General features: G+C 38.2%; 11 protein-coding genes. 8 read left to right on the forward strand and 3 right to left on the reverse strand.

Features of this window, described 5'->3' with window-relative positions; genetic code table 11:
- Positions 1-15: 15 nt before the first annotated feature.
- The gene (locus AC27GZ_RS08635) at positions 16-1,137 is read right to left on the reverse strand and encodes an ABC transporter substrate-binding protein (protein ID WP_487094563.1); all 1,122 of its coding nucleotides are present in this window, start codon (positions 1,135-1,137) and stop codon (positions 16-18) included.
- A gap of 185 nt (positions 1,138-1,322) precedes the next feature.
- Between AC27GZ_RS08635 and AC27GZ_RS08640 the strand changes: the two genes are divergently transcribed.
- The 5 genes from AC27GZ_RS08640 (at position 1,323) to AC27GZ_RS08660 (ending at position 10,322) form a co-directional block, all read left to right on the forward strand.
- Positions 1,323-2,858, forward strand: coding sequence for a Re/Si-specific NAD(P)(+) transhydrogenase subunit alpha (locus AC27GZ_RS08640; RefSeq protein ID WP_487094564.1), 1,536 nt, complete (start codon positions 1,323-1,325; stop codon positions 2,856-2,858).
- 8 nt (positions 2,859-2,866) lie between these two features.
- On the forward strand, positions 2,867-4,276 hold the full coding sequence (pntB, locus tag AC27GZ_RS08645; RefSeq protein ID WP_487094565.1) for a Re/Si-specific NAD(P)(+) transhydrogenase subunit beta: 1,410 nt from the start codon (positions 2,867-2,869) through the stop codon (positions 4,274-4,276).
- A gap of 328 nt (positions 4,277-4,604) precedes the next feature.
- A complete protein-coding gene (locus AC27GZ_RS08650; RefSeq protein WP_487094566.1) occupies positions 4,605-5,750 on the forward strand; it encodes an efflux RND transporter periplasmic adaptor subunit in 1,146 nt (381 codons plus the stop codon).
- Positions 5,751-8,840 (forward strand): efflux RND transporter permease subunit, encoded by a 3,090-nt coding sequence (locus AC27GZ_RS08655; protein WP_487094567.1) that lies wholly within the window; start codon positions 5,751-5,753, stop codon positions 8,838-8,840.
- A 165-nt stretch (positions 8,841-9,005) separates the two neighbouring features.
- Positions 9,006-10,322, forward strand: a complete 1,317-nt coding sequence (locus AC27GZ_RS08660; RefSeq protein WP_487094568.1) for a DEAD/DEAH box helicase — start codon at positions 9,006-9,008, stop codon at positions 10,320-10,322.
- Between the two features lie 41 nt (positions 10,323-10,363).
- Here AC27GZ_RS08660 and AC27GZ_RS08665 read toward each other — a convergent pair whose 3' ends face one another.
- Positions 10,364-11,254, reverse strand: coding sequence for a GGDEF domain-containing protein (locus AC27GZ_RS08665; RefSeq protein WP_487094569.1), 891 nt, complete (start codon positions 11,252-11,254; stop codon positions 10,364-10,366).
- 307 nt (positions 11,255-11,561) lie between these two features.
- Here AC27GZ_RS08665 and AC27GZ_RS08670 point away from each other — a divergent pair, with 307 nt between their 5' ends.
- Entirely contained in the window at positions 11,562-13,529 is a 1,968-nt protein-coding gene (locus tag AC27GZ_RS08670) for a monovalent cation:proton antiporter family protein (protein ID WP_487094570.1), read from the forward strand.
- Positions 13,530-13,531: 2 nt separating this feature from the next.
- On the opposite strand, the gene AC27GZ_RS08675 is transcribed toward AC27GZ_RS08670, so the two are convergent.
- Positions 13,532-14,725 (reverse strand): patatin-like phospholipase family protein, encoded by a 1,194-nt coding sequence (locus tag AC27GZ_RS08675; protein ID WP_487094571.1) that lies wholly within the window; start codon positions 14,723-14,725, stop codon positions 13,532-13,534.
- 221 nt (positions 14,726-14,946) lie between these two features.
- Between AC27GZ_RS08675 and rlmKL the strand changes: the two genes are divergently transcribed.
- Positions 14,947-17,100 (forward strand): bifunctional 23S rRNA (guanine(2069)-N(7))-methyltransferase RlmK/23S rRNA (guanine(2445)-N(2))-methyltransferase RlmL, encoded by a 2,154-nt coding sequence (gene rlmKL, locus AC27GZ_RS08680; RefSeq protein WP_487094572.1) that lies wholly within the window; start codon positions 14,947-14,949, stop codon positions 17,098-17,100.
- Positions 17,100-17,366: a glutaredoxin family protein gene (locus tag AC27GZ_RS08685; RefSeq protein WP_487094573.1), complete on the forward strand. Its 267-nt coding sequence runs from the start codon at positions 17,100-17,102 to the stop codon at positions 17,364-17,366. Before rlmKL ends, AC27GZ_RS08685 begins: the two co-directional genes overlap by 1 nt.

Genomic DNA, 17,366 nt, shown 5'->3' on the forward strand with positions numbered 1-17,366 from the left:
TTTTAAAATTAAGCATTATTCGGGAGCTTGCACGGCATTACTGAAGGATAAATAAACCTGATTAAGCCCTTGATGATTGTTTGGAGAATAAGAAACATCAAGTCCTAATTGATTATATTGAAATGATTCAAATTTTTTCAGTAAGCATTCTTTAGTTAATTTATTCCCACACTGTTTAGCAACTAAGCTAAAAACGTGCGCATTAAGATAGCCTTCAAGTTGTATTTCATTTAATTCACTATAACCGGCATTATTCATATCTTGTATAAATTGTTGGCATATTTGCCACTGACAAGAATTTGGTGGCGGCATAACTTCGCTAATTAACACTTTACTAGGATACTTCAAACTCGCCATAACATCTCGACTAGAGGCGAAAGATAAGCTGCTGAAAAAAGGGTTTATTCCTTGCTCAAAACTTGAATTAATTAAATGAGAAAAGGGCTGGTAGGTGCCAACAAAAATAACTGCATCAAGTGGTTGGGTTTTTAACTTTTCAAGTACATTGTCTATATCAATCGTGTTGCGCTTAAAACGCTCGTTTATCAGAGGCTCTAAATTATAGCGCTTTAATATTTCTACGTAACTTCTTTGAGCTGCTAAACCAAACTCATCAGCTTGAATCACTAGGGCTATTTTTTTAAAACCTTTATCTTCAACTAAAAATTTTACTTGTGCTTCTGCCTCTTGTGAGTAACTTGCACGCAAATTGAAAACATTTTTATTGATTGGTTTACGCAAAAAATCAGCGCCAGTGAATGGCATTAAATACGGAATATTGAACTTTGATACTATGGGTAAAATCGAATGAGAAGTAGGGGTTCCGACATAGCCAAATAAGGCAACAACATTTTCTTCTGTAATTAGTTTTAGGGTGTTTTTTAACGTATTTTGAGGCTCATAGCCGTCATCTAAAGTAAGCAGCTTTACTGGTTGGCCATTAATACCACCACGTTTATTTAATTGTTCAAAATAGATTAAAGAGCCAGTGCTAAGCTTTCTACCTAATTGAGAAGCGGGGCCCGATAATGCATTCGACATTCCTAATTTAATTGTATGACTATTTGAGGTGACTTCAGCTGAAAGCAACTGAAAACAAGAAAATAAAAATACCAGTCCTAAAGCATGTTTAATCAAAGTAATAACTTCCTATAATTTTTAAACCGGTAGTTTCCTGTAAGAACTAATCCTTTCTTAATTCTATAACTAAATAGTTATTTAGCAAGTAAAGTATGAGGTATTTCATAAAAGTTGTTTGAAATTAATACGATAAATGGTAAAACATTAGCCAGAATTTATTTATCAATTGTTTAAGGTGTTTTATGGTTATTGGCATTCCTAAGGAATCTCTCAGAGGAGAAAACCGTGTAGCAGGCTCACCTAGCTCCGTTAGTGCATTAATTAAGCTTGGCTTTACAGTTCAGGTACAAAAAAGTGCTGGTACCAAGGCAAGTTTTACTGATGAAGAATATAGTCAAGCTAATGCGGAAATAGTGACAAAGAAAAACTGTTGGCAAAGCGATATTGTTTTAAAAGTCAATGCGCCAACACTTGATGAAATAGAGTTGATGAATGATGGAGCAACCTTGATAAGCTTTATTGCTCCAGCTCAAAACCCCGAATTGTTAGAGGCACTTCGCGCTAAGTCTATCACGACGTTAGCGATGGAAATGGTGCCGCGCATGACCCGTTCTCAATCAATGGATGCGTTAAGCTCTATGGCAAATATTGCGGGCTATCGCGCAGTTATTGAAGCATCCCATTATTTTGGTCGTTTTTTTACTGGGCAAATAACTGCAGCGGGTAAGATGCCACCTGCAAAAGTCATGATAATCGGTGCTGGTGTAGCAGGGCTTGCTGCTATAGGTACTGCGAGTAGTTTAGGTGCTATTGTACGAGCATTTGATACTCGTCCAGAAGTCAAAGAGCAAATAGAAAGTATGGGCGCTGAATTCCTTGAGCTTGACTATGAAGAGCCAGAAGATACTGGCTCAGGTGATGGTTATGCTAAAGAAATGAGCAAAGCATTTATTGATGCTGAAATGGCTTTATTTGCTGAGCAGGCAAAAGATGTAGATATTATCATTACTACTGCCATGATACCGGGTAAACCTGCGCCTAAATTAATTACGGATGCGATGGTTGAGTCAATGAAGCCGGGTAGTGTTATTGTTGATTTAGCTGCAGCTGGTGGTGGTAACTGTGAGTGTACTGAGGCAGGTAAAGTTGTGAATGCTCATGATGTTAAAGTAATAGGTTACACTGACTTAGTGTCTCGATTGCCAAATCAATCATCGCAGCTTTATGCTAATAACCTTGTTAATTTAGCTAAGTTACTGTGTAAAGAAAAAGACGGTACCTTTTCAATTGATTTTGATGATGTGGTCATTCGTAATATGACTGTAGTCAAAGAAGATGAAATTACCTTCCCACCACCACCTATTCAAGTAAGTGCTGCACCTGCAACACCGCCTAAAGTTAAGGCTGAACCTGTAGTTGTTGAAGAAGAGCCTGCAAATCCAACTAAAAAATATGCGTTTATGGCTGCTGGTATGGCGTTATTCGGTTGGGTGGCTAGCGTAGCACCTGCAGATTTTCTCACTCACTTTACTGTTTTCGTGCTTGCTTGTGTTATTGGTTACTATGTTGTTTGGAACGTTAGTCATTCTCTGCATACACCATTGATGAGTGTTACGAATGCTATCTCAGGCATTATTATCCTTGGAGCGCTCTTACAAGTTGGCTCTGATAATACTGTCGTACAAATACTTGCAGCGTTAGCTATTTTGGTGGCAACAATAAATATTGTTGGTGGCTTTAAAGTAACTAGTCGCATGTTAAAAATGTTTAGTAAGTAGGAAATAGCATGGAATCTACACAATTAGCGTCAAATGGTTTTATCACTGCAGCCTATGTTGTGGCAGCATTACTTTTTATTTTTAGTTTAGCTGGATTAAGTAAACAAGAAACAGCAAAGCAAGGTAATTTATATGGCATGATCGGTATGGCCATTGCCTTGATAACGACCATTATGGATCCAAGGGTCTCTAATGTTTTTGTTATTATCATTGCCATGGTTATTGGTTCAGGTATAGGCCTAAGGTTAGCCAATAAGGTTGAAATGACAGAAATGCCAGAGCTAGTAGCAATACTGCATAGCTTTGTAGGTTTAGCTGCTGTTCTTGTTGGTTTTAATAGTTATTTTGATGCAACGCATCATGTGATTATCACTGATGCTCAACAAGTGGCAATGAATATTCATCTAAGTGAAATTTTCTTAGGGGTGTTTATTGGCGCTGTTACCTTTACGGGTTCTGTTGTCGCTTTCGGTAAGTTACGTGGTGTCATTAACTCTAGCGCATTAATGTTACCTCATCGTCATAAGATGAATTTAGCCGCAGGTGTTATTTCATTTATTTTGATGATTATTTTTGTGAAAAATGGTGGCGGTAACTTTCCTCTGTTTTTGATGACAGCTATTGCGCTCGTTTTTGGTTGGCACCTAGTTGCTTCAATAGGTGGCGCTGATATGCCAGTAGTGGTTTCAATGCTTAACTCATACTCTGGTTGGGCTGCAGCGGCTGCTGGCTTTATGTTAAGTAATGATTTATTAATTATTACGGGAGCCTTAGTGGGATCATCAGGAGCTATTTTATCTTACATTATGTGTAAGGCGATGAACCGCTCTTTTATCAGTGTTATTGCTGGTGGATTTGGTACTGATGTGGTGATTGACGAAGATAAAGATTATGGTGAGCACAGAGAGATACAAGCTGACGCGGTAGCTGATTTATTACAAGGTGCTAAATCTGTCATTATAGCACCTGGTTACGGCATGGCAGTCGCGCAAGCGCAATATCCTGTGTATGACTTGACACAAAAATTGATTAACAAAGGTGTTGAGGTAAGGTTTGCTATTCACCCCGTAGCTGGTCGTTTACCTGGTCATATGAATGTTTTACTCGCTGAAGCAAAAGTACCTTACGACATAGTGTTAGGTATGGAAGAAATTAATGATGACTTTCCAGAAACTGATGTAGTACTCGTTATAGGGGCTAATGATACTGTTAACCCAGCAGCTAATGAAGATCCTAATAGCCCAATAGCTGGCATGCCAGTTCTTGAAGTGTGGAATGCTAAAGAAGTTGTTGTGTTTAAACGTTCTATGAATACAGGTTATGCCGGGGTACAAAACCCGTTGTTCTTTAAAGAAAACACCCAAATGTTATTTGGTGATGCAAAAGAAACTACAGAGCAGATTACCAGAGGGTTATAATAACGTTAGATTAAATTGTGCGGCTGAATATTTGCCGCACAATTTAAAGTAAAACAGTCTTTATCGGTAATTCAAAATTACTCCTCTCAGCAACACCTCTAAGTTACACCTCAAAGTAATATTTACATATTTATAATGTCCTTCATGGGCGAATTACGCCATCACTTTTTAATAACTTGTTTTATTTAATTTTACATAACTTAAGTTGACTTAAGCTAAGTGGTTAAATTTTTGAGTTAAACGACTTATTAGCTCAATGTTATCTTTTCGCTTATCAGTTACAATAATCTATTGTTACACCAGCAATTACATTAGCCGAGAAGCCTTTATGTCCAAGACAGAACAAAATCAAGATCAGCAAGCTACGAAGACTAAAAGCTCTTTTGCTAGTCGCTTACCTTTATTTATTATTTGTATTTTATTGTTCTGCTTAATTGCTTACATTCAATGGCCACAAGATCAAGTTGCAGAAAATAAACAACAAAATCCGGTATCCGTTGAAGTGACCCCTGTAGTTACCACAGAATTTGTCGCCAGTGTTGAAGCATTGGGTACCGCAAGAGCTAATGAACAAGTCGAAATAACCAGTAAACATTCTGATTTAGTTGAAGAAGTCTATTTTAGCGATGGTCAGCAGGTTAAAAAGGGCGACTTATTAGTTAAGCTTAATAGTGACGAAGAGCAAGCGAAAGTGAGTGAATTAACCGCGAACTTGTCTGAATCAGAAGCACACTTACAGCGTTTGTCGGAGTTATTATCCAATAGAGCAACATCTAAGTCTTTAGTTGATCAACAAATAGCTAAAACTAAAATTATTGAAGCGCAATTATTAAGTGCGCGTATTAAGTTGGATGAAACTAATATTCGAGCGCCTTTTTCAGGTATTCTTGGTTTTCGTAATATAAGTCAAGGTGCTTATATCGATTCAGGCAGCTTGATTACAAGCCTTGATGATTTATCTCACATTAAGGTAGATTTTTATTTACCTGAGCGCTTATTAACCACAATTCAAGTTGGTCAGGAAATTCACGCTTTAAACAGTGCCTATAAAGATAGAGTTTTTGTGGGTAGAGTGACTGCAATTGATAGCCGTGTGAATGTTGAAACTCGCAGTATAAAAGTACGAGCTAATATTGCTAACCCGCAGCTAAGCCTTCGTCCAGGCATGATGTTAAGTATTAATGTGCTAAATCAAGCTGAGCAAATATTGCAACTACCTGAAAGTGCCATCATCCCCATAGAAGATAGACATTATGTTTTTGTGGTGAATCAATCACAAGCAGTTCGAAAAGCAATAAAAATAGGTCGACGCTCTCCAGGTTTTGTTGAAGTGCTTTCAGGCTTGAAACAAGACGAGTTGGTTGTTGTCGCTGGCGCATTAAAATTACGTGATGGCTCTGCAGTAAAAATATTGCCAGCTTCCACATCTAAAGCAAGCACTGAACAAAGTACTTCTCAAGGGAGTAAAAGTTAAGTGATATTGTCAGATATTTCCGTAAAGCGGCCGGTTTTTGCAACCGTATTAAACTTACTGATTATTACCTTTGGCATTGTGGCTTTCTTAATGCTACCTCTTCGTGAATACCCTGATATTGATCCCCCTGTAGTTAATATTTCTACTTCTTATCTTGGTGCTTCAGCTGCGATTGTTGAAACTAAAATAACTCAGGTGCTAGAAGATAGGATCAGTGGTGTTGAAGGAGTAAAAACCATCAACTCTTCTAGTCGAGTTGGACGCTCTAGTATTACTATAGAGTTCGATTTAAACCGTGATATTGATGCGGCAACTAATGATGTCAGAGATAGGGTGTCCAGAGCACTTCGCAGCTTGCCAGAGCAAGCTGATCCACCTCAAGTGTCAAAAGAAAATGATGATGAAAATGTCATAGTATGGTTCGTCTTGCAAAGTGAAACCATGAGCACTTTGCAATTAACCGATTACGCCAATCGATATATTGTTGACCGTTTTTCAGTAGTTGACGGTGTCGCTAGAGTACGAGTAGGAGGCGGTCGTACTTATGCTATGAAAATACTGTTAGATCGCACCTCAATGGCGGCAAGAGGTGTTACTGTCAGTGATATTGAAAGCACTTTACGTGCTGAAAATATTGAACTACCTGCTGGGAGAGTTGAGTCAATAGACCGAGATTTTTCTATTCGAGTTGAACGTAGCTATTTAACAGAGCAAGACTTTGCCAACATGGTTATTTCACGCTCAGAGACTAATTCTTTTGTGCGCTTAGGTGATGTAGCAGAGGTTTTTGTTGGCGCTGAAGATGATGAAAATATGTTTCGCGGCAATGGAAAAAATATGGTTGGTTTAGGGGTAGTTAAACAGTCCAAAGCCAATACGTTAGAGGTTGTAAAAAGCGCACGCGAAGAAATGTTTAAGCTTCGCGATAGCTTGCCTGTTGGTACCACTATTACCAATAGTTATGACAGTTCGGTCTTTATTCAAGGTTCGATAGATGAAGTTTATAACACCTTACTGATAGCCATGTTGATGGTAATAATGGTTATTTTCCTGTTCTTAGGAAATGTTCGTGCTACCTTGATCCCTGCAGTGACTGTGCCTGTGGCCTTAATTGGCTCTATGATGACGTTATCATGGTTTGGTTTTTCTATTAACTTATTAACCCTGTTGGCTTTAGTACTGGCAATTGGTTTAGTGGTAGATGATGCGATAGTTGTTTTAGAAAATATATATCGTCGAATAGAGCAAGGACAAAAACCTTTGATGGCAGCCTATGAAGGGGGGCGAGAAGTTGCCTTTGCTGTAATTGCAACCACCCTAGTGTTAGTGGCTGTGTTTGTGCCATTGGTGTTTTTATCAGGTAATGTCGGACGATTATTTACTGAGTTTGCAATTGCCATTGCTGCAGCCGTTGTCTTTTCAAGTTTAACAGCATTATCTTTAACGCCTATGATGTGCTCGAAAATGTTAAAGCATAGAGAGCGTAGCTCGTCATTTGGTCAACTACTTGATAACGCATTTGCTAAATTTGAAGCAAGCTATGGCAGAGCATTAAAAACTAGCATTAAGCAACCTATCCTTATTTGCTTGATAGTATTGTTATCCCTAAGTGCAGTGTACTTGTTATTTATTCAATTACCGAATGAATATACCCCCAAAGAAGACAGAGGAAACTTCTTTGTAGTAATGCAAGGTGCAGAGGGCGCAAGTTACGAAAATAACGTTAAAAACATGCAACAAATAGAAGAGAAACTATTAGCTTATAAAGATCAAGGTGAACTAGATAGAGTGCTTGTACGTGTGCCTGGTTTTGGTGGTACTGGCGGGATTGCGATAGTTGGCATGCCTGAATGGCAGAGCCGTAATGTAGATACGTTTAGTTTCATCAATAAAATAAATGAAGATGTTAAGGCTGTTACTGATGTGCGAGCTTCAGCTCGGATGCGCCGAGGTATAGGCGGTGGTGGTAACTCCTCACCGGTATCATTTGTTATTCAAGGTAATACCTTTAGTGAGCTAGCCAAATGGCGGGATATTATTATTGAAGAAGCACAAAAAAACACAAAACTCATTGATATTAATAGTGATTACAAAGAAACCTATCCTCAACTCTTAGTACAAATAAACCGAAACAGAGCTTATGATTTAGGTGTGCCTGTTGGTGATATCGCTAGAACATTAGAAACCATGTTAGGGAAAACTCGAGTTACTACCTTTGTTGATCGTGGTGAAGAATATGACGTGATGCTTGAAGGGGATGAAAAGCAATATAAGAGCCCAACAGATATTGATAATGTCTATGTCCGCTCAAAAACCACCAATAAACTTATACCATTAGCTAACTTATTACATATTAAGGAAGATGCGACATCATCACGACTAAATCGTTATAACCGTTTACGAAGTGTAACCATTACGGCTGACTTAGCAGATGATTACCCGTTAGGAGAAGCATTAAACTTTTTGGAGAATATAGCGAAGACCAAGTTACCTGAACATGCTCAATTGGATTACAAAGGTGAATCTTTATTATTAAAAGAGTCTGGCAGTTCGATTTTATTTGTATTCTTATTGGCGTTATTAATTACTTATTTAGTTTTAGCAGCACAGTTTGAGAGCTTTATTCATCCATTTGTTATTTTATTAACGGTACCTTTGGCATTAGTGGGGGCTTTAACCGGCCTTGAACTCATGGGCATGAGCTTAAACATTTATAGCCAAATTGGTATTGTGATGCTGATAGGTTTAGCCGCTAAAAATGGTATTTTAATCGTAGAGTTTGCTAATCAGTTACGTGATAAAGGCCTTGCTTTTGAAGAGGCATTAATTAGTGCTGCACAACAGCGTTTACGCCCTATTGTGATGACAACCTTTACCACAGTAACAAGCTCTATTCCGTTAGTGCTTGCAGTAGGCCCAGGTGCTGAAAGTAGAATGGTGATCGGTGTGGTAATTTTTGCAGGGGTTTCATTAGCGAGTGTGTTTACCCTATTTATTGTGCCAGGTGCTTATTATTGGTTATGCCGCAATACAGGTTCACCACAAACTATTGCTAATGAAATAGAAAAATCGCAAGCACAAGCAAAATGATGTATTTGTTTAAAGGATTTGGCTAAATAAGAGTACTTAGGTGAATATGTATAAAGAGAGGAGGATTTTCCCTGTCGGTATTACGATCATCAAAGCTTTTGTTTATCTTTGCACATAAGTATATAATCCGCGTCCTTATTTTATTTTAGGCAGTTTAGGTGACATATGAGCGTTGATGCGATTGGTTTATCGGCAGATTTATTAAAAGCAGTTAAAGCCTGTGGATATAAAAATTTAACGCCTATTCAACAGCAAGCTATCCCTGTTATCCGCTCTGGCGTTGATTTATTAGCGAGTGCTCAAACAGGTACAGGAAAGACTGCTGCCTTTAGCTTACCTATTTTAGATAAGCTAGCTAAAGATAAAACAAGCAAAGACACACATGCCTCGGGTAACTTTAGTCACAGTATTCGTGCTTTAATACTGACGCCTACACGGGAATTAGCAGCACAAGTTGCCGATAATATGAAGTCATATAGCCAGTTTTTACCGTTAAGAGTTGGTGTGGTTTATGGCGGTGGTAAAATGGCGTCTCAAACTCAATTATTAAAGCAAGGTGTTGATGTATTAATTGCCACTCCAGGGCGTTTGTTAGAACACTTAAACTTACGTAATCTAGATCTATCACAAGTAAGTTTCTTAGTGCTTGATGAAGCTGATCGTATGCTAGATATGGGCTTTTTATCTGATATTGAAAAACTGATATTAGCGATGAAATCTAATCATCAAACACTAATGTTTTCAGCGACCTACTCAAATAAAGTTAAATCTTTGGCCAATCAAATTTTAAAAACACCGAAAACTATTGGCATCGCGAAACAAAACTCTACTTCAGGTAAAGTGAAGCAAGCGGTTTACTGGGTCAGTGAAGCAAGAAAACGAGAATTATTATCTGAGTTAATAGGTGTTAACAACTGGCAACAAGTCTTGGTTTTTGCTGGTACCAAAGAAAGTGCCAATATTCTCGCGAAAGAACTAAAGCTTGACGGTATTAAAGCGGCGCTTTGTCATGGTGATAAAACGCAAGGGGCGCGTAACAAAGCTCTGGCTGATTTTACTGAAGGTAAAGTAAGAGTGTTAGTTGCTACCGACGTTGCAGCGCGTGGGCTAGATATTGATGATTTATCTTACGTGGTTAATTTTCATTTACCTTTTCTAGCGGAAGACTATGTTCACCGTGTAGGTAGAACTGGGCGAGCAGGTAAATCAGGTACAGCTATTTCTTTAGTTAGTCCAAAAGATGAGCGTTTTTTAGAAAATATTGAACAGCTTATTGGCCGTCAATTTGAGCGAATTATTGTGCCGGGTTATGAATTGAAACGTGATGAAGCGTTGGAGTATGCTCAAGCCAATGAGAAACGTGTTAGTAAAAACCGTTATCGAGCTACGCAAGATAAGAATCGATCTATCGCCAAAAAAAGCACTAAGAAAAAAGTATCAACTCATAAAAAATACAGCACTAAAATTAAAAAGAAGCGCTAAGGCTTCTTTTTAAAAATTCAGTTAACTGTTTTATATGCTTTTTAGACTAGGCTAAAGGGCTTAGACATATTCACTTTTTGTCGATAAAGCGCCTGATCAGCTCGCTCAAACAAGCTATGTTCATTGTCTGCTCTATTCATAAAGGTTGTGCCTAAGCTACATGTTACTTGATGCTTAGCGAGCAGGGCGTTGTTCTTCAAAGCTTTGTCTATTCTGCTATGAATGATATCTAAGGCGTATTCACTCGCATGTTCTACAATAATGGCGAATTCATCACCACCAAAACGGAAAATGCTGTCAGAATCTCGAATGCATTCACGCAGTATATTAGCGAACTGCCTTAACACTTGATCACCTACGCCATGACCATAGGTGTCATTAATCGCTTTAAATTTGTTTAAATCACCTAGTATTAAGCCTACTTGCCCTTTATTACGATTGGCATTATGCATGGCTCGTTTTAATTGCTCATCAAAATAACGGCGGTTACCTAAGCCAGTTAAACTGTCTTGCATAGCGAGTTGCATGGCTTGATTGTATTGCAATGCATTTTTTAAAGGATAGAGTAAGATCTGATGAATACGCTTCAACTCAGTATGGTGAGCCATACTCATTGGTACGTTTATACCGTAGCTTAACGTACCAATAAATTCATCATTAAGCTTTAATTCAAACAAGCGCTCTTGTTTCGCTTTTTTACTACCACGTAAAGTTTTGCTAATCATTTGATTTTTAAAATACAGACTTGAAAAGCTAACAAAGCGAGCCGCTTCTTTAGCAAAAATATCAAGTAACTTGTCTAAATCAAGGGTAGTTTGTAATTGTTCTAATAAACCAACATTATTATTTTTGTATTGACGTCTTTCGTTTACATAGTTATTGAAAACATTTAGTGACGCTGACGGATTATCAAGTATATTAAGTGTTTGCATACTTGTTTCTCACTCTTTCGTTATTAGTAGACAGCAATGAAATATTAAACTGCTACGCTAAAATCGGATCATTTCCATGATATGTTTAGCTTGCTGCAAATACTGTTCCATAATGTAGTCAAAGAGGTAAACATAAGGTATATGTTTTTAATTTTGTTAACTATTTGATTATTAGTTTAAATATTGCCAAAATTACAGTGATAAAGAGGGTTTTATTTTCTCGTTTTTTCAGTCAGAACTTTGGCGGCAATGAGTTGCCGCATGGCAAACAGTTTGCCACTTAGGCATATAGCATTAAGGAATAGGTGTGAACGGTCATTTTGATATTTTAGCCATACTGTTTAGTGCAGTGCTGACGGTATGGGTCTTTAGACGTTTAAAACTACCTGCGATTCTCGCATACCTTGTTGCTGGTATGTTAGTTGGCGAGCATGGGTTAAATATAGCCCAAGAGCATGTTGATTATGATCACTTTGCTGAGTTAGGCATTGTCTTTCTACTTTTTACTCTCGGTCTCGAGTTTTCTTTACCTCGCCTAATGGCGATGCGTCATTTAGTGGTTGCGGTTGGAAGTTTACAAGTGGGCATTTCGCTGGTTATTTTCTTAATAGCCGGGATGTTTTTTGGTTTGAGTTTTGAGGCTGCTTTTGTCGTTGGCAGTATCTTAGCGTTATCTTCAACCGCTATAGTTATTAGGCAGTTAAGTGAAACTGGCGCGATGAAACGTAAATCTGGCCAATTATCTGTGGCAATTTTATTATTCCAAGACGTTGCTGTTGTACCACTTTTAATCATTATTCCAATGTTAGCGGGTGATGGCGAGAGTTCTATGGTGCTGGCCTTGTTGCTTGCTATGTTTAAAGGTGTGGTCGTTGTTACTTTATTACTCTTTATTGGTAAATGGTTACTCCCTAAAGTATTTAATATTATTGCTCAAGTAAGAACAGATGAGTTGTTCGTATTAACGACATTATTAGTGACATTACTGGCGTCAGCGTTTACTCAGTGGTTTGGGTTATCTATGGCCTTAGGGGCATTTCTTGCAGGTATGATGCTTGGAGAAAGTGAATATAAACATCAGCTTGAAGCAGATATACGCCCTTATCGCGATATCTTATTAGGTTTGTTCTTTATTACTGTCGGTATGAAGTTAGATGTAGCGGTAATTTTATCTTCGCCGTTTACTATTTTGGCATTAATGGCTTCTTTCATGATCGTTAAACTGATGGTTATTAAAGTGTTAGCGGTTAGAGCAGGAGAGTCTAGTAAAGATGCTTGGGCTTCTGGTTTGATGTTGGCGCAAATGGGGGAATTTGGTTTCGTGTTGATTGCACTGGCAAATCAAGTAGAAATATTACCTAGCGATGTGTCATCCATGTTATTAGGCGCCGGTGTCGTCAGTATGGCAATTACCCCTTATATGATTGATAACGCACGCTCATGGTCTATTTTCTTAAGTCAAGAAAAGTCTCCACAAAGTCATGATTTAGAACAATTACCCGAAAAGAAAAAACTAGAAGATCACGTAATTATTTGTGGTTTTGGTCGCATTGGGCAAACTGTGAGCCGTTTTTTAAAGCAAGAATCAATCGACTTTGTTGCAGTAGATATTGATCCTTTACGTACTCGAACCGCTCGAGAAGCGGGTGAGAACGTTCTTTTTGGTTCTTCAAGGCAAACGGAGTTACTCAATGCTGCCCATTTGTCAAAAGCAAAATTGGTGGTTATCGCGTTTGGTGATGATAAACAATCAGTTGAAGTAATTCAAAAAGTACGTGCATTATCGCCAGAGGTGCCTATTTTAGTGAGAACCCGTAACGATGATCAACTTGATATGCTTTATAATGCAGGCGCTAATGAAGTAGTACCCGAAAGCTTAGAAGGTAGTTTAATGCTTGTTTCACAAGTGTTATCACTTACCGGCGTACCATTCTCTCGTATTATGCGCCGAGTGCAGAAAGAGCGGAAAAGCCATTACAACCATCTACATGGTTTCTTTCAAGGGGAGCATACAGATATGAGCCCAGAGGCTATTGACCGCATTGAGTTTGCACATGCTATTTTAATTACAGAAAGCTCCTTTGCTTGTGATAAGTCGTTAGCTTCACTTAAATTATTAAAACGACGTGTTCATATTATAGCGCTTAAGCGTGGTGGGGAAGAAATAGAGTCACCTGATGAAAATACCGTTTTACAAGCACAAGATACCTTGGTTGTTCGAGGTAACCCCAGACGTATAGAGCGTGCTGAGCGTTTTATGCATGAAGGTGTATAAACCTATTTATTAGCCTTACTATTCTTTTTGTGGCTCGTTGGCGGATATAAATGGAGAAAGTTCTTAATTTGATGTTCTTTTTCCATCGCATCGTTATAGCCAAGTTTTATCAATTCACCACAAAAATTCTTTTCAAATAATAAGTAACTAATAATACTCGATTCTGAGTCATTACTTATGCCCATACTGCGTAATAATAACCGTACGGGTAAGGGGAGTTCTTGATAATAATTGACGGCGATAGCATTGAAATCATGGCTAGGGTTAATCACTAAACTGTCGATGTGCTTTAAACCTTCAACCTGTGCTTTGTCCTTATCAGGTATCAGCTTTAACGTGTTATTAATACGAGACATTCTTTCTAGGTCGCTATTCATGGTGTCGGCAAAAATAGAGTCGAGTAAATGCCCCGCAATAGTTGCTGTTGTAGGCGGGTGAGGATTATTTTCATTGACGTGTAGTGGCTCTTTAGGTTGTTCAACACCAATCACAAAGATGCGTTTAGCCCCTAAATGAATGGCCGGACTTAAGGGCGATAATTGATGCACTGAGCCATCACCAAAGTGTTGATTTTTTATTTTTACCGAAGGAAAAACGATAGGAATTGCAGCGGATGCCATTAAATGCTCGCGATTTAATTGGCAAGCTTGCCCTGAACGTTTTGCTCTTTGCCAAGGTAAAATGTCATCACTAGACTGATAAAAACTAATCGAGTCACCGGTACTATAGCTTGAAGCTGTTACCGAAATCGCCGAAAGATAACCACGCATAATATTATGATCGATGCGCTTAAAATCCATCACTTGTTTTAAGAGCTCTCTAAGCGGAGCACTATTGAGTAAACTTCGTGGTAATTTATTAGCATAATCAGCTTGGAAACTTGCCAGCATACCCCGGCCAATATGACCAAAGACCCCTTGGGTATTATTGTGGTAGATTTTAGCTGTATCTAAGTTTTTCCAAACCCACTCTAACTTTTTTACCCCAAGATGAAAGCAAGAAGCGTAACAACCTAACGCTGTGCTATTAATGGCACCTGCTGATGTTCCACACAATATAGGGAACGGAATACCATGATTTCTAGGAACAAACTTAGCAATAGCAGAAAGTACACCCACTTGGTAAGCAGCACGTGCGCCACCACCGGTAAGTACTAAAGCATTTTGGCTATCAACATAATTACGCTTGCTAGTCATCTATTTGCAGTCATCTTCTTGTTATTAAATTAAAAAAGCTATATCTACACAGTTAAGTGTAAGTGTTTTTATAGTATACCGCTAGCGAGATTTATCGCTATGACAGCGTATAAATTTGAAATCGATAAAGCCATGCTTAAACTAATAATTCTTGTAAGTATTGTTTATGTATAGCCCGTCTTTCGTTATAATCCCGCGCAGCTTTCTTTAGGAATAACACCATGTCACAAACCACCCAACAATTTTTAGCCTTAACTTCCCCTGGTATTGAAGTTTTACTAAGTGAAGAAATGAAACAATTAGGTGCTGAGCAAGTTGTGCAAAAGCCTGAAGGTGTTTATTTTAATGCTTCACTGGCATTAGGCTATAAAATAGCTTTATGGACACGTTTGGCAACAAGAGTGATGCTGAAAATAGGTGAGGGTGAAGCAAAAAATAAAACAGAATTATTCAACACGGCTAGTGCTATTAATTGGTTATCTCACTTTAACTCAGAAACAAGTTTTGCCATTGATTTTGTCGGTTATAGTGACGAAATTCGTAATAGTCAATTTGGCGGCTTAACCATTAAAGATGCGATTGTTGATCAATTTCGTGACCAAGGGCTAGAAAGGCCGAATGTTGATAAATCAGCGCCTGAAATTAGCTTTCAAGCACGTTTATTACGAGATAATGTCAGTATTTATTTAGATTTTTCAGGCCGTGGTTTATTTCAACGTGGTTATCGTGAACATTCTGGCGCAGCGCCATTAAAAGAAAACTTAGCGGCAGCACTAATAATTCGCTCGGGTTGGTTAGCTGATACTAGCAAACCTCTGGTTGATCCTATGTGTGGCTCGGGCACCATACTCATTGAAGCGGTTGCTATGGCAACTCAGCAAGCACCAGGAATTAATCGACACGCTTGGGGATTTGATGCTTGGTTACAACATGATGATGAGCTATGGCAGACACAGTTAACTCAAGCAATTGATAGCTCATCTGAAGCACTTGAACAAGCGCATATAAATCATTTAAAAGTGTTTGGTGTTGACCTTGACTCGCGCGTATTAAAAACAGCTCAGCAAAATGCCCGTAACGCTAATGTGCAACGCTTTATCGAGTTTAAATGTCAAAACACTAATGACATAAATAATACGTATGGCCAAGCGGGCACGATATTATTTAACCCACCCTATGGTGAGCGTATTGGTGAACTACCTGAGTTGGTTGAAAACTTTGTGTTACTGGGGCAAAAACTAAAAGCACAGTTTTTAGATTGGCGAGTGGCAATATTAACCGCCAATATAGATTTATTAGCCATGTTGAAATTGTCGAGCTTTAAACGCTACAAGTTTAAAAATGGCCCATTAGATTGCCAGTTAGCGCTTTATAACTTAGATGAAAAGCAATTAGAAAAAGATGCTGCCAACCCAAATGCAAACTTTGCAGAGCAAGATAGTGCCTTTGCTAATCGATTGAAGAAAAACCGTAAAACTCTCAAAGGATGGTTAAAGTCGGGTGATATTGATTGTTATCGCCTTTATGATGCGGATATTCCAGAATACAATGTTGCGGTAGATGTTTATGGTGAATATTTAGTGATTCAAGAATATGCGCCGCCTAAGAGCATTGATGCCGATAAAGCGTCGAAACGTTTGCAAGAGGTTATCTATTGGGCGCCAAAGGTACTCGAAGTACCAACGGATAAAGTTGTTTTAAAAACGCGCGCAAAGCAAAAAGGTAGTAATCAATACCAGCGGGTTGATAAGTCAAAACAGTCAGTTGTAATCAATGAGCATGGCGCATTATTTAAAGTAAATTTATGGGATTATCTTGATACAGGCTTGTTCCTTGATCATAGGAAAACACGTCAAATTGTTGCTAAAAAAAGTAAAGGTAAAAGTTTACTTAACTTATTTGCCTACACAGGTTCAGTGTCAGTACAAGCCGCATTACATGGGGCAAACTCAGTCACTACAGTTGATATGTCCAACACCTATTTAAATTGGGCTCAAGATAACTTTGCCTTAAATAAATTAAATGGTCATAAATATCAATTTATACAAGCTGACTGCTTAGATTGGCTTAAAAAAAATAGTCAGCAGTTTGAATTGATTTTTATTGATCCGCCGACATTTTCAAATTCGAAACGCATGGAAGATAGTTTTGATGTGCAGCGTGATCATGTAGCGCTCATCACTGATGCTTTAAATTCGTTAGCAGAGGGCGGTGAAATATTTTTCACTAATAATAAACGTAATTTCAAAATGGATTTTGACGCTATGGAAAAATTAGGTTTGCAGGCAAAAGCGATGTCGGAAATTACCCGAGATAAAGATTTTGCCCGCAATAAACATATTCATAATAGTTGGTCTATCACTCGAGCCAAATAATGACAAAATATAACCTGTACTCTAGCGAAGGTTGCCATTTGTGTGAGCAAGCTTTAGCGATATGTTTATCAGTATTAAGCTCTGATGATCTTGAAGAAATAGACATAGTTGATAATGAACGCGTAAGTCACGAATCAAAAACTTTAGTTGAGCTCTATGGTGTGCATATTCCGGTTTTAGAGCAGTTACATGAAAACTCAAGCGATAATCAAAAATTATTTTGGCCTTTTACTGCCGAGCAAGTATTAGCGCTAACAAAAGGTTAA

The organism is Colwellia sp. SU-HH00943, from assembly GCF_057546125.1.